13 protein-coding genes are annotated in these 18,804 nt (G+C 72.3%); 7 read left to right on the top strand and 6 right to left on the bottom strand.

Annotated elements, in window-relative coordinates; all coding sequences use genetic code 11:
* Nucleotides 1–490: 490 nt before the first annotated feature.
* Together HC031_RS06990 and HC031_RS06985 are read left to right on the top strand one after the other, a co-directional pair.
* Nucleotides 491–2,380 (top strand): serine/threonine-protein kinase, encoded by a 1,890-nt coding sequence (locus HC031_RS06990; protein WP_240942221.1) that lies wholly within the window; start codon nucleotides 491–493, stop codon nucleotides 2,378–2,380.
* A 45-nt stretch (nucleotides 2,381–2,425) separates the two neighbouring features.
* Nucleotides 2,426–4,117 carry a phospho-sugar mutase gene (locus HC031_RS06985; protein ID WP_167924489.1) on the top strand — a complete coding sequence of 564 codons (1,692 nt, stop codon included), beginning with the start codon at nucleotides 2,426–2,428 and terminating at the stop codon, nucleotides 4,115–4,117.
* 75 nt (nucleotides 4,118–4,192) lie between these two features.
* Here HC031_RS06985 and upp read toward each other — a convergent pair whose 3' ends face one another.
* A complete protein-coding gene (gene upp, locus HC031_RS06980) occupies nucleotides 4,193–4,825 on the bottom strand; it encodes a uracil phosphoribosyltransferase (RefSeq protein WP_167924327.1) in 633 nt (210 codons plus the stop codon).
* An 85-nt stretch (nucleotides 4,826–4,910) separates the two neighbouring features.
* Between upp and deoC the strand changes: the two genes are divergently transcribed.
* The 5 genes from deoC (at nucleotide 4,911) to HC031_RS06955 (ending at nucleotide 12,108) form a co-directional block, all read left to right on the top strand.
* Nucleotides 4,911–5,861: a deoxyribose-phosphate aldolase gene (gene deoC, locus HC031_RS06975; RefSeq protein ID WP_167924326.1), complete on the top strand. Its 951-nt coding sequence runs from the start codon at nucleotides 4,911–4,913 to the stop codon at nucleotides 5,859–5,861.
* 3 nt (nucleotides 5,862–5,864) lie between these two features.
* The gene (locus HC031_RS06970) at nucleotides 5,865–7,292 is read left to right on the top strand and encodes an aldehyde dehydrogenase family protein (RefSeq protein ID WP_167924325.1); all 1,428 of its coding nucleotides are present in this window, start codon (nucleotides 5,865–5,867) and stop codon (nucleotides 7,290–7,292) included.
* The gene (locus tag HC031_RS06965; RefSeq protein WP_205862348.1) at nucleotides 7,282–8,187 is read left to right on the top strand and encodes an aldehyde dehydrogenase family protein; all 906 of its coding nucleotides are present in this window, start codon (nucleotides 7,282–7,284) and stop codon (nucleotides 8,185–8,187) included. Before HC031_RS06970 ends, HC031_RS06965 begins: the two co-directional genes overlap by 11 nt.
* Before the next feature lie 226 nt (nucleotides 8,188–8,413).
* Entirely contained in the window at nucleotides 8,414–9,352 is a 939-nt protein-coding gene (locus tag HC031_RS06960; protein WP_167924487.1) for a DNA primase, read from the top strand.
* 215 nt (nucleotides 9,353–9,567) lie between these two features.
* Nucleotides 9,568–12,108: a transposase gene (locus tag HC031_RS06955; RefSeq protein ID WP_420813600.1), complete on the top strand. Its 2,541-nt coding sequence runs from the start codon at nucleotides 9,568–9,570 to the stop codon at nucleotides 12,106–12,108.
* Between the two features lie 150 nt (nucleotides 12,109–12,258).
* On the opposite strand, the gene HC031_RS06950 is transcribed toward HC031_RS06955, so the two are convergent.
* The 5 genes from HC031_RS06950 to HC031_RS06930 all read right to left on the bottom strand — a co-directional run bounded on the left by HC031_RS06950 (nucleotide 12,259) and on the right by HC031_RS06930 (nucleotide 18,781).
* Entirely contained in the window at nucleotides 12,259–12,849 is a 591-nt protein-coding gene (locus tag HC031_RS06950; protein WP_167924324.1) for a GTP-binding protein, read from the bottom strand.
* Nucleotide 12,850: 1 nt separating this feature from the next.
* A complete protein-coding gene (locus HC031_RS06945; RefSeq protein WP_167924323.1) occupies nucleotides 12,851–13,225 on the bottom strand; it encodes a DUF742 domain-containing protein in 375 nt (124 codons plus the stop codon).
* A gap of 68 nt (nucleotides 13,226–13,293) precedes the next feature.
* Nucleotides 13,294–13,698 carry a roadblock/LC7 domain-containing protein gene (locus HC031_RS06940; protein WP_167924322.1) on the bottom strand — a complete coding sequence of 135 codons (405 nt, stop codon included), beginning with the start codon at nucleotides 13,696–13,698 and terminating at the stop codon, nucleotides 13,294–13,296.
* Entirely contained in the window at nucleotides 13,695–17,297 is a 3,603-nt protein-coding gene (locus HC031_RS33820; RefSeq protein ID WP_167924321.1) for a nitrate- and nitrite sensing domain-containing protein, read from the bottom strand. The genes HC031_RS06940 and HC031_RS33820 overlap by 4 nt, the downstream gene beginning before the upstream one ends.
* 410 nt (nucleotides 17,298–17,707) lie before the next feature.
* Nucleotides 17,708–18,781 carry an adenosine deaminase gene (locus HC031_RS06930; RefSeq protein WP_167924320.1) on the bottom strand — a complete coding sequence of 358 codons (1,074 nt, stop codon included), beginning with the start codon at nucleotides 18,779–18,781 and terminating at the stop codon, nucleotides 17,708–17,710.
* Nucleotides 18,782–18,804: the final 23 nt, after the last annotated feature.

Here is an 18,804-nt window from a genome sequence, read left to right as displayed (position 1 = left end):
ATCTCGGGCGCATCCGCCGGTCAGACTTCCCCTGCCACCGGGCCAACCGGCAAGATATGGAGGTTGGCCGGAAGATCCTATTCCCGCCGGCCGCTCCCGCACAGTCCCGATCTGACACCGACGGCGGAACTACGGTTTGAAGCCAGTGACGACTCAGCTCCCGACGTGGCACGGCGAACCCGTCCCACCATCCGGCTCCACGGCGTCCATCAGCCCTTTGAGCGGCCAGGACCCGGGTGGCGAAACAACGGCGCTGGACCTTGCGGCGGACCGGCCTCCAGCCGCCGAGGACCGCACCCAGGCGCGGCCGGCGACCGGTGACCTCCCGCAGGCGCAGGCGGAGACCGGTGACCGCACCCAGGCGCAGCCTTCGGCTGGTGCCGGCATGCGGCCGCGGCACGACGACAGCGAACGCACCCAGGCGCAACCGTCGGCGCCGGTGACACCGGCCGTCGCCGACGCGTCCACCGGCGTCCGGGGCGCCCCCGGCATGATGATCGGTTCCCGGTACACGCTGCGCGCCGCGATCGGCCACGGCGGCATGGGCACCGTGTGGCGCGCGACCGACTCCCTGCTGCGCCGCGACGTCGCGGTGAAGGAGGTCCTGCTGCCGCAGGGCATGGCCGCCAGCGACCGCGACGCGATGTACCAGCGGACCCTGCGCGAGGCGCGGGCCGCGGCCGCGCTGTCGCACCCCGCCGTCGTGCAGGTCTACGACGTGGTGACCGACGGTGGCCGGCCGTGGATCGTCATGGAGCTGCTGCAGGCCCGCAGCCTCGCCGAGATCATCGTGGAGGACGGCCCGCTCGCGCCACGGGCCGTCGCGAAGATCGGCATCGCGCTGCTCGGCGCGCTCGAGATGGCGCACGCCGCGGGGGTGCTGCACCGCGACGTCAAGCCCGCCAACGTGCTGATCTGCAACGACGGCCGGTGCGTCCTCACCGACTTCGGGGTGGCGCGGATGCCGTCCGACAGCCAGCTCACCACGCCCGGCATGGTCCTCGGCTCCCCGCACTTCATCTCGCCGGAACGGGCGATCGGGGCGCCGTTCGGCCCGCCCAGCGACCTGTTCTCGCTCGGCGTCACCCTGTACACGGCGGTCGAGGGCCGCCCGCCGTTCGACAAGCCGGACCCGATCGAGACGATGCGCGCCGTCGTCGAGGAGCAGCCGGCGCCCTCGGTGCGCGCGGGCGCCCTGTCCGGCGTCCTGCAGGGGCTGCTGGAGAAGGACCCGGCCCGCCGCTGGGACGTGCCCCGCGCCCGCGCCGTGCTGCGCGAGCTGCTCGTCGGCGCCCTGGCCAGCGCCGCGCCGGCGCACCACACCGACCCGTACGCGGTCGTCCGGCCGGCGCCGTACACCCCGCCGACCGTGAACGTCGGCGGGCAGATCGGCGGCCGCGCCATGCTGGCGCCCGGCGAGAGCGTGAGCGGAGCGATCCGGCGCCGGCAGACCACGGCGTCGCGCCCACCGACCCAGCGCTCCGCCACAGAGTCGGCCGCCGACCCGGCCACCGATCCCGCCGCCGCCGAGCGGACCGCCGTCCTTCGCGGCCGAGTGCCGCTGCCGGAGACCGACGAGTTCCCGCCGCCGGCCGGCAACGTCTACGGCAGCCCGGTCGGCTCCGGCCGCGCGCCGCGCAACGGCAGCCCGGTCGGCTCCGGCCGCGCGCCGCGCAACGGCGCCCCGAAAGCCGAGGCCTCCTCGCGCCGAGCCGCCGCGCTGCTCGCCAGCGCCGCGTCCGGCGTCCGCCAGGCCTCCGACCGGGCGGTGACGACGTTCCGGGGCCTGCCACCGAAGGGACGCACCGCCGTGGTCGCCGGCGCGGTCGTGGGGGTGCTGCTGCTGGGCATCGTCGTCGGCACCTCGATGGGGGGTTCGAGCGGGCAGCAGCCGGCGGCGAAGCAGTCCGCCGCCGCCGACAAGCCGCTGATCCCGGTACAGGAGTACCGCGACCCGAAGGGGGTCGTGGTCAACGTGCCGCAGGGCTGGCGGCAGACACCGCCGAAGACGGGCACGTACATGGACTTCGTCGACCCCGCCAACCCGGATCGGTGGGTGCGCGTCAACGTCGAGACGACCAGCCAGCCGACCGGCCGGGCCGTGCTCGAAGCGGCCGCCCGCCGGTTCCAGAGCCCCGGCGGCGGCTGCCCGGGCTTCCAGCAGGTCAAGCTCGCCGACACCACGCTGGCCGGGTTCGACGGCGCCGCGTTCGAGTACACCTGCAGCCCGCCCGGAAAGGCGCAGCGGCACGGGCGGTGGAGCGCGATCGTGGTCAAGGGGCTGGCCTACCAGGTGACGCTGTCCGTACCCGCGGCGGACTTCGCCGACAGCAAGAAGATCGACGACGAGCTGGCCCGGTCGTTCCGGCTCGTCACCTGACCGGCCGGGGATGGAGCACAGGTGTCGACCTCGGACCACGACGTGATGAGCGCTGTTGACGAGCTGATCTCCGCGGCACAGGCCTGGCTCGACGACGACCCCGACGAGGCCGACCGGGCCGAGCTGCGGGCCGTCCTCGACTCCCTGCCGGACAGCGCCGCCGAGCTCGCCGACCGGTTCGCCGGCCCGTTGCGCTTCGGCACCGCCGGGCTGCGCGGCCCGCTGCGCGCCGGCCCCAACGGCATGAACCTCGCCGTCGTCCTGTCGGCCGCCGCGGGCCTGGCGCGCTGGCTGGACAGCCGCGAGGTGGCGGGCCCCGTGGTCATCGGGTTCGACGCCCGGCACCGGTCGCACGCGTTCGCGCGGGCGACGGCGCGGGTCGTGACGGCGACCGGACGGCGGGCGCTCGTGCTGCCGGGCCCGCTGCCGACTCCGGTGCTCGCCCATGCCGTACGCGCGCTCGACGCGGCCGCCGGCGTGATGGTCACCGCAAGCCACAACCCACCGCAGGACAACGGTTACAAGGTGTACCTGGGCGCGACGGCCGGCGGACCGGGGGGCGACGGCGCACAGCTCGTACCCCCGGCCGACGCCGAGATCGAAGCGGCCATCCGCGAGGTCGGCGCGGCGGCCCGGATCCCGCTGGGCGACCCCGGCGAGACCCTCGACGCCCGTCTCGTCGCGTCCTACCTGGACGGTGCGGCGGCCGTGGTCGACCCGCAGGGGCCACGCGACCTGGTCGTCGCGTACACGCCGCTGCACGGCGTGGGGGCGCGGGTGCTCGGGGACGCGATGGCGGCGGCCGGCTTCCCCGCGCCGCTGGTCGTCGCCGAGCAGGCCGAGCCCGACCCGGACTTCCCGACGGTGCCGTTCCCCAACCCGGAGGAGCCGGGGGCGATGGACCGCGTCGTCGCGCTCGCCCGTACGAGCGGCGCCGACCTGGCCGTCGCGAACGACCCGGACGCCGACCGGTGCGCGGTGGCCGTCCCCGACGCCGGCGCGCCGGGTGGCTGGCGGGCGCTGCGCGGCGACGAGATCGGCATCCTGCTCGCCGACCACCTGATGCGCCGCGGTGTGCGCGGTCGCTACGCGACGACGATCGTGTCGTCCACGCTGCTGGAAAAGCTGTGCGCGGCGCGCGGCGCGCCGTACGGCGAGACGCTGACCGGGTTCAAGTGGATCGTCCGGGCCGGGGTGCCCGACGTGCCGGGCCGCGCGACGGCCGGCGACGCGCCCCTGGTGTACGGGTACGAGGAGGCGCTCGGTTACTGCGTGGCGCCCGGGCACGTCCGGGACAAGGACGGCATCACGGCCGCGCTGGCCGTGTGCGAACTGGCCGCCGGCCTCAAGGCGGAGGGCCGTACGCTGCTCGACCGCCTCGACGAGTTGGCCGCCGAGTTCGGCGTGCACGCCACCGACCAGGTGTCGGTGCGCGTGGACGATCTGAGCAGGATCGCCACGATGATGCGCGCGATCCGCGCCCGGCCGCCCGCGTCACTGCTCGGCCAGCCGGTCACCGGAGTGGACGACCTTCTTCCGGCAACCGATGGGCTGGTGCTGCGCACCGGCTCCGCCCGGATCGTGGTGCGCCCGTCCGGTACCGAGCCGAAGCTAAAGGCGTACCTCGAGGTGGTGGAGCCGGCCGCGGACGGTGACGTGCCGGCGGCGCGGCAGCGGGCAGCGGCCGCGCTGGAGGCGCTGCGCGCCGAGACCCGCGCGGCGCTCGGCCTCGCCTGACCTCATCCATGATCACGGAGACTTTTCCGTCCTCGGACACGGAAAGGTTTCCGTGATCATGGTGCGGGCGAAGAGCTAGAAGCGCGGCATGCCGCCGAACTGCCGGTCGCCGGCGTCACCGAGGCCCGGCACGATGAACCGCTTCTCGTTGAGGCCCTCGTCGATCGAGGCGGTCACCACCCGCAGCGGCAGGCCGGAGCTCTTCAGCCGGTCCAGCCCCTCCGGAGCGGCGAGCACGCAGAGCACGATGATCTCGGTGCAGCCGCGGTCGGCGAGCAGCTGGCAGCAGTGCTGCAGCGATCCGCCGGTGGCCAGCATCGGGTCGAGGACCATCACCGGCTTGCCGGTCAGGTCCGCCGGCAGCGACTCCATGTAGGCGCGGGGCGCGAAGGTGACCTCGTCGCGCGCCAGGCCGACGAAGCCCATGGAGGACTCCGGCAGCAACGACAGCGCCGCGTCGGCCATACCGAGGCCGGCGCGCAGCACGGGCACGAGCAGCGGAGGGTTGGCCAGCCGGGTCCCCTCGGTCGTCGTCACCGGCGTCTGCACCGGGTACGTCTCGACGGGGTACCCACGGGTCGCCTCGTACACGAGCATGGTGGTGAGCTCGTGCAGTGCGGCGCGGAAGGCGCCCGGCTCGGTGCGCGCGTCACGCATCGCCGTCAGGCGTGACTTGGCCAGGGGATGATCGACCACGAGTACGTCCACGGCGAGCAACCTAACGTGACGCCGATCGCGACTCGCGTCCGGCTATCCAAGATCGGCTGTCTCCCCCGTGCGTACACTGATCGCCATGACGGCAACGGTGGCGTCCGGCCTTTCCGAGGTGGCCCGCTCGGACGCCGCTCTGCGCGCTTTCCTGCACGGTCTGCCCGGGGTGGATCAGGTCGGGGCGCAGCAGCGGGCGGCGATGCTGGGGACCCGGTCGATCAAGACGACGTCGAAGGCCTGGGCGCTGGACCTGGCGATCCGGATGGTGGATCTGACCACCCTCGAAGGCGCGGACACGCCGGGCAAGGTGCGGGCGCTGTGCGCGAAGGCGCTGCGCCCGGATCCGACGGATCCGTCCTGCCCTCCGGTGGCCGCGGTCTGCGTCTACCCCACGATGGTGGCGACCGCCGTGGAGACGCTCGAGGGCAGCGGCATTCACGTGGCGAGCGTGGCGACGGCGTTCCCGTCCGGGCAGGCGCCGCTCGCGGTCAGGCTCGCCGACGTCGAGGCGGCGGTGGCGGCCGGCGCGGACGAGATCGACATGGTGATCAACCGGGGGGCGTTCCTGTCCGGGCGCTACCGGGAGGTCTTCGACGAGATCGCCGCGGTCAAGGCCGCGTGCGGCAGCGCGCACCTGAAGGTCATCCTGGAGACCGGGGAGCTGGCCACCTACGACAACGTCCGGCGGGCGTCCTGGCTGGCGATGCTGGCCGGAGGCGATTTCATCAAGACGTCCACCGGCAAGGTGTCACCGGCCGCGACACTGCCGGTGACGCTGGTGATGCTGGAGGCGGTCCGTGACTTCCGGGCGGCCACCGGCCGGCAGGTGGGGGTCAAGCCCGCGGGCGGGATCCGCACCGCCAAGGACGCCATCAAATATCTGGTACTGGTCAACGAGACCGCGGGCGAGGACTGGCTGCACCCGGACTGGTTCCGGTTCGGCGCCTCCAGCCTGCTCAACGACCTGCTGATGCAGCGCTACAAGCTGTCGACCGGCCGGTACGCCGGGCCCAACTACGTCACCTTGGACTAGCGCATGGTTTTCGAGTACGCGCCGGCACCGGAGTCCCGGTCGGTCGTCGAGATCAAACCGTCCTACGGGCTGTTCATCGACGGCGAGTTCGTCGACGCCGCCGGCCGGTTCAAGACCGCCAACCCGGCCACCGAGGAGGTGCTGGCCGACGTCGGCGAGGCCGACGCGAGCGACGTCGACCGGGCGGTGGCCGCCGCCCGCCGGGCGTACGAGCGGGTGTGGGGGCCGATGCCGGGCCGGGAGCGGGCCAAGTACCTCTACCGGATCGCACGGATCGTGCAGGAACGCGCCCGCGAACTGGCCGTGCTGGAGACCCTCGACAACGGCAAGCCGATCCGCGAGTCCCGCGACGTCGACCTCCCGCTGGTCGCCGCGCACTTCTTCTACTACGCCGGCTGGGCCGACAAGCTCGCCTATGCCGGGTTCGGGCCGGACCCGAAGCCACTGGGCGTGGCCGGGCAGGTCATTCCGTGGAACTTCCCGCTGCTGATGCTGGCCTGGAAGATCGCCCCGGCGCTGGCCTGCGGCAACACGGTCGTGCTCAAGCCGGCGGAGACCACGCCGCTCACCGCGCTCGCCTTCGCCGAGATCTGCCAGCAGGCCGACCTGCCGCCGGGCGTGGTCAACATCGTCACCGGCGCCGGCGACACCGGCCGCGCGCTCGTCGAACACCCCGGGGTGGACAAGGTCGCCTTCACCGGCTCGACCGAGGTCGGCAAGCAGATCGCCCGATCGGTTGCGGGATCGCGCAAGCGGGTCACCCTGGAGCTGGGCGGCAAGGCCGCCAACATCGTGTTCGACGACGCACCCATCGACCAGGCGGTCGAGGGCATCGTCAACGGCATCTTCTTCAACCAGGGCCACGTCTGCTGCGCCGGCTCCCGGCTGCTGGTGCAGGAGTCCATCGCCGACGACCTGTTGGAGTCGCTGAAGCGCCGGATGGCGCTGCTGCGCGTCGGTGACCCGCTGGACAAGAACACCGACGTCGGCGCGATCAACTCGCGCGCCCAACTGGACAGGATCCGGGCCCTGTCCGAGGTGGGCGACGCCGAGGGCGCCCAGCGCTGGAGCGCGCCGTGCCCCCTGCCCGACCGCGGGTTCTGGTTCGCCCCGACCATCTTCACCGGTGTCTCGCAGGCCCACCGCATCGCCCGGGAGGAGATCTTCGGCCCGGTGCTGTCGGTGCTGACGTTCCGCACCCCCGCCGAGGCGGTCGAGAAGGCCAACAACACCCCGTACGGGCTGTCGGCCGGCATCTGGAGCGACAAGGGCTCCCGGATCCTGGCCATCGCCGACCGGCTGCGGGCCGGCGTCGTCTGGGCCAACACGTTCAACAAGTTCGACCCGACCTCGCCGTTCGGCGGCTACAAGGAATCCGGGTACGGCCGGGAAGGCGGCCGGCACGGACTGGAGGCCTACCTTGCCCACTGAGCAGGAGTCGCCTGCGGCGACGACCGAGCCAACTGTCCGACTGGCTGTCCGCAAGACGTACAAGCTGTTCATCGGCGGCGCCTTCCCCCGCAGCGAGTCCGGGCGCTCGTACCCCGTCCACACCGCGACCGGAGACTTCATGGCCAACGCCGCGCTCGCCTCCCGCAAGGACGCCCGCGACGCCGTGCGCGCCGCCCGCGCCGCGTTCGGCACGTGGTCGGCCGCCACCGCCTACAACCGCGGCCAGATCCTCTACCGCGTCGCCGAGATGCTCGAAGGCCGCCACGCCCAGTTCACCGCCGAGGTCGCGGCCGCCACCGGCGACCGCGACGCGGCCGCCGCGGAGGTGGACGCCGCGATCGACCGCTGGGTCTGGTACGCCGGCTGGGCCGACAAGATCGCCCAGGTGCACGGCGCGGCCAACCCGGTCGCCGGCCCGTACTTCAACCTGTCCACCCCCGAGCCGACCGGTGTGGTCGCCGTCGTCGCGCCGCCGGAGTCGCCGCTGCTGGGTCTGGTGAGCGTCGTCGCGCCCGCGATCGTGAGCGGCAACACGGCGGTCGTGGTCGCCAGCGAGGACCGCCCGCTCCCGGCCGTCACCCTCGCCGAGGTTCTCGCCACTTCCGACCTGCCCGACGGCGTCGTGAACGTGCTCACCGGCCGGGTCGCCGAGATCGCACCGTGGCTGGCCAGCCACATGGATGTCGACGCCATCGACCTCACGGGCGTCACCGACGCCGGGCTCGCCGTCGACCTCGAGACGGCCGCCGCCGAGAACCTCAAGCGGGTGCTCCGCCCGGCGCCGGCCTCGTCCGATTGGGCAGCCGATCCAGACGTTCAGCGCATGCTTGCCCTCATCGAGACGAAGACGGTGTGGCACCCTAAGGGGATCTAGTTCCAGGTTCAAGTCGCCCGTAGGGGGTAACCGCACAAGGAGTGCGGTACGACTAGGGTGTCTGTGCGCAAGACTGGCCGTCGCGACGGTCGCGTCGGTCGGCGCATCGGACAGCGATACGGAGGTCGCCGTGAGCCGCCAACCGTCGGGAACGGAAAGCGCCGAAGAGTCGTCCGAGACGCCCGAGGAAAACGTGGACGCCGACGCTCTCAACGAGGACGACCCGATGGACGAGGAAAGCGACAGCACAGGCGCGACGGCCGAGAGCCGTTCCGCGGCGACCGATGCACTGTGGACAGACGTGCGGGTACAGCCGATCGAGATCGCGCTGCCGTCCGGCGTCGGGTACACGCTCCGGGCGTACCGGCTGTCGACGGAGGTACGCGCCCCGGAGATCGACGAACGCGAAGAAGACTTCCCCGAAGCCTCCGTGTCGCCGACGGCGACCGATGAGGACGGCGAAGACGTCGGCGGGATCGACGAGGCTGAGCTGACCGCCCAGGCGCTCGCCGCCGGCAAGGAGTCCGGCCGGCACACCACGGGCGACGGGGAAGCCGAGACCGACGGGCACGACGCGAGCGCCGCCGACAAGGCCGACGCCGGGCGCGACGACGAGGAGTCGCTGGACGCCGGCGAGGGCGAGGAAGCGGCGGAGGGCGAGGAGGAGGCCGAGCCCGAGGATGTGCCGGTCTTCCTTGCCGAGCGCGGACGGCTGCTGCTGTTCCGCAGCCCGGAGGGGCTCGTCGAGTACGTGCGCACGAGCACCGACCACGAGCTGGCCCAGCTCGACACCTGGGACGAGCTGCGTGAGCGCATCGAGCCAGACGACATCGTCCCGCTCGAGGAGGACCGGTACGAGCTCGACCTGGTCGTGGAGAACCTGCGCGGCGGACACGACGCGTGGGACCCGTCGCTGATCATTCAGGCCGGAGAGCTCGCGCGTGACGTGGCGTACGCGCTGCGTATCCCGTCGGTGATGACGGCGCTGGCGCCGGGTTCGCCCCTCGACGATCTGGACGAAGGCCTTCGGACGGTCGAAGCGGGCGGGTTCGGCGCGTTCTTCGCACGTCGCCGACTTCGCAAGATTGACCCGCAAACCACCGCGGCGCTCAGCTGGCGCACGGTCATAGGCAAGATCTCTTCGGTTGTGGACTGGCGCGACTGACCACTGACCAGGGAGCATCATCCCGATGAGCACGACGAGAAGGCGCGGGCGCGTTGGACCATAACGGAACGGTCGGGTCGCGCGTTCGACTTTGAATGGGAATAGTGAAAGCCGTTGAGGTCACCCTCTTCGGCCGCACCGGGCAGGACCAGAGACAGGGTCCCGCCGGGCGCAACGCAAGATCATGACAGCTGTCTCGGGAGGAGGACGACGCGGTGGCGCTCGTACGGGTGTACTGCGGTCTGACGGCGACAGACCAGGACGCCACACCACCGGGCTCCGAGACATGGCTCACCGTCGCGGTTGTCGACGACGCCGGCCGCCTCCTGGACATCTGTGACATCAGCGACGACGCACCCGGCTTCTCGGAGCTGGGCGCCCTGCTCGCCGAGCGCTCGAACGGACTGGAGTCCGTCGCGATCGCCGCCGACAGCGACGAGCACATCGTCACCCGGCTTCTCACCGCCGCCGGCCGCTACCTCGCCTACACCGACGAGGACTCGGCCGAGGACTACGCCGCGCGCTTCAGCAACGACGCGGCCGCCGACGAGATGCAGTCCAGCCCGGCCGAGCGGCGGGCCATCGGCCTCGCGCGGGCGCTGCAGGCGGGCGTACTGTCCGCCGTCGCCCAGCCCACTCCCCGGGACCTTTTCGGGATCAAGCCGGTCCTCGCCGCGCACGCCGCCGTCACCAACGGCCGGCAGAGCGCCGCCGCGACGCTGCGCGAGGTGCTCCGCGAGCTGTACCCGGCAGCCCTGCGCGCGTTCCCCGACCCCGCGGAGCCCATCCCGCTGGCCATCCTCGACGCCCTGCCCGAGCCGGGCCCCCTGGGCGGCGGCGGCAACGGGCGTGGGCGGGACGCCCAGGCCATCGCCGAACTGGCCGAGGCGGGCGTCGCCGACCAGGAGACGCTCGCCGAGGCCGTGTCCGCACTGCGGGAGGCGATCGCCGAGACGCCCCGCCGCACCGGCATGAACCGCTCGATCACCAATGCCGTGGCCGAGACCGTGCGCCAGTCCGTCGCCGCCGTTCGCGCCTGTGACGCTGGCGCGGCCGCCCTCGTGTCGGTCCTGTCCGCCCGGATGCCGGCCGCCGGCGCGGCGGGATCCGCGCAGCCGATCCAGACGCGTGGCCGGATGGCGGCGACCGCCGGCGCGGAGCCGGCGGCCACCACGCAGCAGTCATCGGCCGACGAGCCGGGCCGCGCGGCGACCGGGCGCCGTACGCGCACCTCCCCGGCGCGCCCCCGCTCCGCGTCGCCCACGCCGGCGCAGCCGCAGCCGCAGCCCGCCGTCGCGTCGAAGACCACGCCACCGACCGCGACGCCGGCCGTACCGCCGGCAGCGGCCGGTGTCCACCGCTCCGCCGCGGCTGAGCCGGTGGCCGCCGACCAGCCCGCGCCCCGTACCCGTGCCGCCCGGCGCGCTGCCGAGAAGCGAGCCGAGGAGCAGGTCGCGGCGGCGGCACAGGCACCGACGCCGGTGCAGAGCCCGGCTGCCACGCCGGTCCCGGTGACCGTGGCGTCGCCGCCGCCGGTTCCCGTCCAGTCGCCTCCCGCGCCGATCCCGGTCCCCCCGCCGGCCACGGTCCCGACCCCGGTCAACCCGGCCCCGAAGGTGCAGCCGGAGCCGACCGTCGTCCGGTCGCCGCAGGTGCAGCCGGAGCCGACCATCGTCCGGTCCCCGCAGGTCCCGCCGGTGCCGCCGCCCGGCCTGACCCCGGCCTTCCCGACCCGGTCGGCAAGCACCACGCCGTTCCGCGCCGCACCGTCCGAGCCCGCCGCCAACTTCACGGTGGCGCCCGGGCCCGTGCCGACCGGTCCGGTACTCGACGAGCCGGCGGTCGCCGCTCGGTCCGCCGCCGCACCCACCGAGCCGCCGCTGCGGGAGCGCCGCCCCTCGGACCGTCCGCGCCGCGCTGACGCGCCCTCCGGCGAACTGCCCCGGATCGACTTCACCCGGAGCCTGGACCTCCCCGCGGCCGAGCCGCCGCTCGCCGACCGGGGAGAGCAGCGTGAAGGCCGGGTCGTGCCGCCCTGGCAGTCGATCGACCTGCCGGCCGAGCCGCCGGCCCTGCGCCTGGTCGAACCGGCCCCGCTGACCGACCCGGCCCTGTCGCAGGAGCGCTCGCAGTACCGCAGCGAGCTCGGTGAGGACTCGCGCCTCGAGCCGCGTCCGCTCCGGCTCGTGGAGGACGCCAGCGGCGCCGGCAGCACCGCTGGCAGCGTCCCCAACGGGGCGGGCCCTGACCGGGAGGAGCGGGCGTCACGCCGCGCCGGGTCGCGCGCCCGGACCGACGAGCCGTCCGAGCCGCCGGCCAAGGACGAAGCCGACGGCGACCTGTTGATCTTCGCGGAGGCGAGGTCCGCCTGGTTCACCGACTACTTCGGCGAGGACGACACACCGCACACCTTCGACAGCCCGTCCGACGAGGGCTGGCGGGCCGCCAGGCACGCCGCTGAGCCGACGGTGGGCGCGGAGACGCCGTCGGGCCTGCCGCGCCGTGTACCGCAGCAGAACCTCGTACCGGGCTCCCCTGTCGAACTGCCCGAGCGTCCGCTCCGCGTCGTCCGCGACCCCGCAGCGATCGCCGCCCACACCTCCGGGTATTTCCGGGGTTGGCGGCGCGGCCAGGAGGTCGGCGGCTACCGAGTGGGTGGACGGCCCGGGCGAGAGTCGGCGGGCGGCTGGGACTTCAGCCGCGACCAGCAAAGCGACGACGAGCGCGGGTACGAGTACCGCTCCGCCCGACGCTGAGGCCGAAGCGAAACGCGGCCGCTGTCCGGACTCGGACGGCGGCCGCGTTGTCGTACGGGTGTGGTGGTCTCCCCCGGTCGCCGGGTGCTGACCGGTGCGCCCACGTCTTCGTGGCCGCCCGTCGGCGGTGTCACGAAGGCGTGAGCGGCGTCAGGCGAGCGTGGGCGTACGGGTGCGCCGCATGGTCAGCACGTACTCGACCAGCGAGATCAGCACCTGCTTCGTCGACTCGCGGGTACGGGCATCACAGGAGATCACCGGCACATCCGATGAAATCGCCAGCGCCTCGCGCACGTCGTCGGCATTGTGGTACTGCACGCCGTCGAAACAGTTGATGGCGATCAGGTACGGCAGCCGACGGTGCTCGAAGAAGTCGATGGCGGCGAAACAGTCGGCGAGCCGACGGGTGTCCACGAGGACGACCGCGCCGATCGCGCCGCGCACCAGCTCGTCCCACATGAACCAGAACCGCGTCTGGCCCGGAGTGCCGAACAGGTAGAGGATCAGGTCCCGGTCGATCGTGATCCGACCGAAGTCCATCGCAACGGTGGTCGTCGTCTTGCCAGGCACCTGGCGCGTGTCGTCGACGCCCACGCCGGCCGACGTCATGATCGCCTCGGTGGTCAGTGGTGTGATCTCCGAGACCGAGCCCACCAGCGTGGTCTTACCCACGCCGAAGCCACCGGCGATGACAATCTTCGCTGACGTGACCCGCCCGGACGACGAACGGTGCGGCGTCATGTCAGAGCCTCCGAAGTCCACTCAGCACCCTTTCCAGCAGTTCTGTGCCCACCGCGTCGTTGTCGTCGAACGAGGTCGGCTCGTACACGGCGACCAACCCGTCCGCCGCCATGTCCGCGATGAGAACCCGCGCTACGCCGAGCGGCAGTTGCATCCGCGCGGCGATCTCCGCAAGGGACTGCAGCCGGCCATCGCACAACGTGGCGATGTACTGCTGCTCCTGCCCTTGCGCGCCGCCTCTCCCACCGGCGGTACGTCCCCGCACGGTGGTTTCGATCAGCGCCTCGATCGCAATTTCCAGCCTCGGCCGGGTGCGGCCACGGGTGACGGCGTACGGCCGCACCAATGCTCCACTCGGCTCATCACGTTGGGCCATCTTCGCCGCTCACCTCCTCACTCCTCGGGCCGGTTACCACACGCGCGACTGATCTCGGTAACGGCCGGTCAGCCCAGCAGCGACGCGGTCGGCCGCGGCGCGGGGGTCAGCGCGTCACCGACCCGGTCGACCAGCAGCGCCATCTCGTAGCCCACCTGTCCGACGTCACACGCCCGAGCGGCCAGCACCGCGAACGACGAGCCGTCGGAGATCGACATGAGGAAGAGGAACCCGTTGTCCATCTCCACCACGGTCTGCAGCACCGCGCCACCCTCGAAGCAACGGGCCGCCCCCTGGGTCAGGCTGACCAGCCCGGACGCGATGGCGGCGAGCTGATCGGCCCGGTCGCGTGGAAGGTCGCGCGACGAGGCGAGGAGCAATCCGTCAGCGGAGACGGCCACTGCGTGTGCAACACCGGGCACACGGTCGGCAAAGTTGGTCAGCAACCAACTGAGGTCCTGCGTTGTCGTCATGCTTCTTGCTCCTTGCCACCTTGCGAACTTTGTGGTCCGGTCGTGGTGTGCTCCGGGGTCTTCGCATCACCGGGCTTGCTGCCTCTGCCGCGTTGAACGCCCCGGTGATACGCCGACAACAGACCACGAACGGCCTCTGGCGTGCGCTTGTGCGCGCTGACAGTACCCTTCTCAACCCCACCGGGCACAAGCTGGGACATGGGTACGCGCTTGGGCAGCCCCGTCGCGGTGGTGCTGAAGTCGTGCTGCTGGTCGAGCGCTGACGCGGCTTTCCATCCTTCGTCCGCCGCGGTACGCCACATGGACGTCGCCTCCACCGGTGTCGAACGCTCGGTCGTCTCGGCCGGAGCCGCCACGTCATCCGCCTGCGGTGCGGTGTCCTCGGCGACGACCGGCTCCACCGCGGCCACTGAGCCGTTCGGCTCGGGGGCGGCGGACGGAACGACGGCGGACGGAACGGCGGCGGACGGAACGACGGCGGACGGAGCGGCGGCAGCCGGCTCGATGGACTCCGGCACGGCCGGGGCCGCCCCGTTTGTCGGAGCCGGCGTCCTGGATGCGGAGCCGGGCTTGCGGAACCAGGCCGACTCGAGCTCGCGGAAGATCGGCAGCTCCATCGTTTCGTCCGCGAATCGCTGCTCGGCGCCCCCGACCGTGCCGGAGGCCGGCGAGCCGCCGCTGTCCTCCCAGTCGACGCGTACCCGCGGCATCTCCGCCGTCATGTCGAGCGCGGCGGAGAACGCCGCTGGCGCGTGCGGCGGCTGGGCCGGAGCAGCGGGCTCGGGCTGCTTGGGCACCGGCGGCCAAGCGGGCGGAGTGGCGGGCGCGCCGCCGACCAGCCGGTTACCGCCGTTGTCGCCCGGGCGGGCGCCCGTCGACCCGGCGGGGGCCGACGGAACGGCGGGAGCTTGCGGAGCCGCGGGAGGCTCCGGAACGGCGGGCGCCTGCGGAGCCGCGAGAGGCTGCTGCGCCGCTGCCGTGTCGTCGGCCTCGGCGCCGCCCAGCAACGGGCGCTGCCGCGGGATGGCCGTGCCGTCGCCGTCCGGGGTGGCGGGCTCGGCCGGTCGCCGGTGCGGCAGCGGCACGCGATCCTGGGGCGCGACGGCCGGGTGGACCGTGCCGTTGTCCTCGGGCGTGGCGATGAGGTCCGACCAGGCCGGGGCCTGCCCACGGTTGGGCGCGACGGCGGGCGGAACGACATCGCCGGAGGCCGCGGGCGAATCACTGCCCGGCTGGGACCCGCCCGGCTGGGACCCGCCCGGCTGGGACCCGCCGAACAAGCCGGCGGCGCCGGACCCGTCGTTGAGCGGGCGCGGGTTGATCTGGCCGCCAGGGCCGGCGAACGCGGTCCTGGCGGAACCGTTGAGCGCCGGGCCCGACCCGCTCGTGGCCGCACCCTGGTCGGCACCGGCCCACGGACCGGCGCCGACGAGCGGGTAGGCGCCCGTGGTCGGCTCGCGTGACGGGACCTGAGCCCCGCCGGTCGAGGCCGCGCTTTCGAGGGCCAACGGGGCCCCGAACGGTGACCGGTCGGGCCGGGCGATCGGACGTTCGGTGCCGGTGACCTCGCGCGAACCGGCGATCGGCACGCCACCGCGACCGGCGAGGGCGCGCGGCACGAGAACGCTGGCCGGCAGCGTGAGGTCGGCGATGGTCCCGCGCTCACGCGCCGGTCGCAGCTCGACCTTGACGCCGTGCCGGGCGGCCAGCCGCGCGACCACGACGAGGCCCATCATCCGGGAGACGGCGACGTCCACCATGGGTGGGTTGGCGAGCCGCTCGTTGAGCTCTCGCAGCTGATCCGGCGAGATTCCGATGCCCCGGTCCTCGATGATGAGGACGGCCCGGTCGCCGACCCGACGCGCCTCCACGACCACGGCCGAGTCCGGCGGTGAGAAGGCGGTGGCGTTGTCGAGAAGCTCGGCGATCAGATGGACCATGTCGTTGACCGCGTGCGAGGCGATCTCGACATCACGGTCGATCATGCCGAACTCGATCCGGGTGTAGTGCTCCACCTCGGACTGTGACGCCCGCAGCACGTCCATCAGCGGCGCGGGCTCGCGTTGGATACGCGTGGAGTCCGCACCGGCGAGCACCAGCAGGTTCTCGTCGTTACGGCGCATCCGGGTGGCCAGGTGGTCGAGCTGGAACAGCTCGGACAGCCGGTCGGGGTCCTCCTCGCCGCGCTCCAGCCGGTCGAGGTGGCCGATGAGCCGGTCGACCAGGATCTGGCTTCGGCGGGCGAGGTTGACGAACATCGTCGCGACGCTCGACCGCAGCGCCGACTGCTCGGCGGCGGTGCGCACGGCCTCCAGGTGAACGGCGTTGAACGCCTCGGCCACCTGGGCGAACTCGTCGTTTCCGCGGACCGGCAGCGGCTCGGCGATCTGCGCGGCCAACTGCTGTGGGGAGGCCTGCGTGGCCAGCTGTGGATCGCGCAGCCGGGCGACCGCCTGCGGCAGGCCGTACTGCGCGACGGTCAGCGCGCCGTGGCGCAGCTCGCGCAGGGCGCGGGCCATCGACCGGGCCACGATCCACGCGAACAGGATGGAGACCATGAGCAGCGCGAGCAGCAGGCCGACCTGGAGCACCATCTGCCGCTGCAACTGGTCACGCAGGCTCGCCGCGTCGCTGACGGCGTGCTGGTCGAGCGAGACCTCGACCTTGCGGACCAGGTCGGCCTGACCGACCATGGCCCGGTCCCACTGCGCCGGGGTGAAGATGTCGCCGGGCAGCTCGTCGCCGGTGAGGCTGGAGATCGTGCTCTGGAAGTTCTCCGCTTCCCGCCGGTCGGCGCCGGTGACGGTCTTGTCGTAAAGCGCCCGCTGGTCCGCGGTGGCGACCGCCTGGAACTCCCGCAGAGCCTGTTCCTGGCCCTTGAGCGTGCCGATGAAGGCCACCTTCATCTGTACCGGCATCGAGCGCTGCAGGAGCGCCTGGAGCACGACCACGCGCTCCTGCGCCAGGAACTCCTTGCTCTGCGACAGCGCGGCCGAGGCGCGCATGTCGTTGGAGAGGTTCTGGTCGCCGGCCAGCTGGGCCGCCGCGCCCCGGATGGACACCAGGTCGCCGATGAGCGTCTGGTACCGGAAGATGGCGTTGCTCAGCGTCGTGGGCTCGGCCGCGTTCTGCTGGCCGCTGCTCCTGATCTGGTCGCGCTGCTTTGCCAGGTCGGACAGCTGAGTGTCGATGCGGTTGAGCTGTCCGCGGAAGTCGGCGGGCAGGTTGGCGAGAGCCGACCGGCGCAACCGGTACTGCTTGGACGCCTGGTCGGTGGAGGCCGTCTGACGGTCGAACGCCGCCCTCGTGTCGTTGCTCGGACTGCCGAGGAGAAGGGTCGCGGCTGCTCGTTCGTTCTGCAGCTCATGCACCAACGCGCCGCTCTCGGCCGTGAGGCCGGCCAGCAGGCGCGACTGGTCGGCGTCGCTGGCACGGTGGTAGTTGCCGACCAGACCCAGCATGCCGACCACGACGGTGGCGATGGTGGGAACGATCATGATGAGCCCGAGCTTGGACCAGATCGGCGCGTTACGCAGCCAGCCCATCGGCAGGCGTACTTGCGAGAACTTCGAGGTCCCCGCCGTTGGCCGTTTGCTCACCTCACCGCCCTCCGAACCGGCGCCTGACAAGGATCAGGCACCCGCCACCGCCCGACCCGTCTTGAGCCAGACCCCCGAGATTCCACCACGTCCGATGCCAAGAAGAAAGCCCAGCGTGGCCTCCTGATACCAGGCACGTTAACCCGACGGCGGCTGTAGGCAGCGAAATCACTCCTCGGAAGCGGACGCGGAAGAACAGAAAGTGGTAAATGCCCGGGTCGTCCTGCTGATCCTTCGGGGACGACCACCCATCAGCAATGACGAAGACCTCATATCCACCGAACCGGACGAGCGCAGGCGACTACCACCCATCGTCCACCATCAGCGGCCAGAGTCCATCCCCTCAGACCGGACAGGTCGGCCATTCGGATAAGAAGTGGAACCCATCGACCGATCGCACGCACGGACGATCATCCGAGCAGCTTCGCGTACGCCGGTTTGACGACCTCGTTGATGAGCGTGAGCCGCTCGTCGAAGGGGATGAACGCGCTTTTCATCGCATTCACCGTGAACCATTGCAGTTCGGCCCAGCCGTAGCCGAACGCGTCGACCAGCAGCGCCATCTCACGGCTCATGCTGGTGCGGCTCATCAGCCTGTTGTCGGTGTTCACGGTGACCCGGAACCGCAGATCGTGCAGCAGACCGATCGGATGCTCCGCGATCGACGGCACCGCGCCGGTCTGCACGTTCGACGAAGGGCACAGCTCGAGCGGAATCCGCTTGTCCCGCACGTACGCCGCGAGCCGTCCCAGCCGGCCCGTCTCCGGGTCGATGTCGTCGACGATGCGCACCCCGTGGCCCAGCCGGTCCGCGCCGCACCACTGGATCGCCTGCCAGATCGAGGGCAGCCCGAACGCCTCCCCCGCGTGGATGGTGAAGTGGAAGTTCTCCCGCTGCAGGTACTCGAAGGCGTCGAGATGCCGGGTGGGCGGGTAGCCGGCCTCGGCCCCGGCGATGTCGAACCCGACGACGCCCCGGTCCCGGTAGCGGACCGCCAGTTCGGCGATCTCCATCGAGCGCGCCGCGTGGCGCATCGCCGTGAGCAGCGTGCCGACCCGGATCCGTCGACCGGCGGCCGCCGCCTGCCGCGACCCCTCCTCGAAGCCGGCGAGGACGGCCTCGACCACCTCGGGCAGCGCGAGGTCGCGCTCCAGGTGCTGCTCGGGCGCGTACCGGACCTCCGCGTACACCACACCGTCGGCCGCGAGATCGAGCGCGCACTCCGCCGCCACCCGGTGCAGCGCCTCGGCCGTCTGGGTCACCGCGACCGTGTGCGTGAACGTCTCCAGGTAGCGCTCAAGCGATCCCGAATCGGCCGCCTGCGCGAACCATTTCCCGAGCTCACCCGCGTCGGTGCTGGGCAACGGGTGTCCGACGGCGTCGGCCAGCTCGATGATCGTCTCCGGGCGTAGGCCGCCGTCCAGGTGGTCGTGCAGCAGGACTTTGGGAGCGAGCCGGATCTCTTCGTAGGTGGGTGCAGGCATTCCTCGACCTTAAGGCCATGATG

It is taken from the genome of Planosporangium thailandense, from assembly GCF_011947195.1.
Lineage (GTDB): Bacteria > Actinomycetota > Actinomycetes > Mycobacteriales > Micromonosporaceae > Planosporangium > Planosporangium thailandense.
This window is presented reverse-complemented; position numbering and strand designations above follow the sequence as displayed.

Coding starts and splice junctions, on each gene's coding strand:
- HC031_RS06990 (WP_240942221.1), top strand. CDS start 491: ATGATGATCGGTTCCCGGTACACGCTGCGCGCCGCGATCGGCCACGGC.
- HC031_RS06960 (WP_167924487.1), top strand. CDS start 8,414: ATGGACGAGGAAAGCGACAGCACAGGCGCGACGGCCGAGAGCCGTTCC.
- HC031_RS06945 (WP_167924323.1), bottom strand. CDS start 13,225: ATGGCCCAACGTGATGAGCCGAGTGGAGCATTGGTGCGGCCGTACGCC.
- HC031_RS06950 (WP_167924324.1), bottom strand. CDS start 12,849: ATGACGCCGCACCGTTCGTCGTCCGGGCGGGTCACGTCAGCGAAGATT.
- HC031_RS06970 (WP_167924325.1), top strand. CDS start 5,865: ATGGTTTTCGAGTACGCGCCGGCACCGGAGTCCCGGTCGGTCGTCGAG.
- HC031_RS06940 (WP_167924322.1), bottom strand. CDS start 13,698: ATGACGACAACGCAGGACCTCAGTTGGTTGCTGACCAACTTTGCCGAC.
- deoC (WP_167924326.1), top strand. CDS start 4,911: ATGACGGCAACGGTGGCGTCCGGCCTTTCCGAGGTGGCCCGCTCGGAC.
- HC031_RS06930 (WP_167924320.1), bottom strand. CDS start 18,781: ATGCCTGCACCCACCTACGAAGAGATCCGGCTCGCTCCCAAAGTCCTG.
- HC031_RS06985 (WP_167924489.1), top strand. CDS start 2,426: ATGAGCGCTGTTGACGAGCTGATCTCCGCGGCACAGGCCTGGCTCGAC.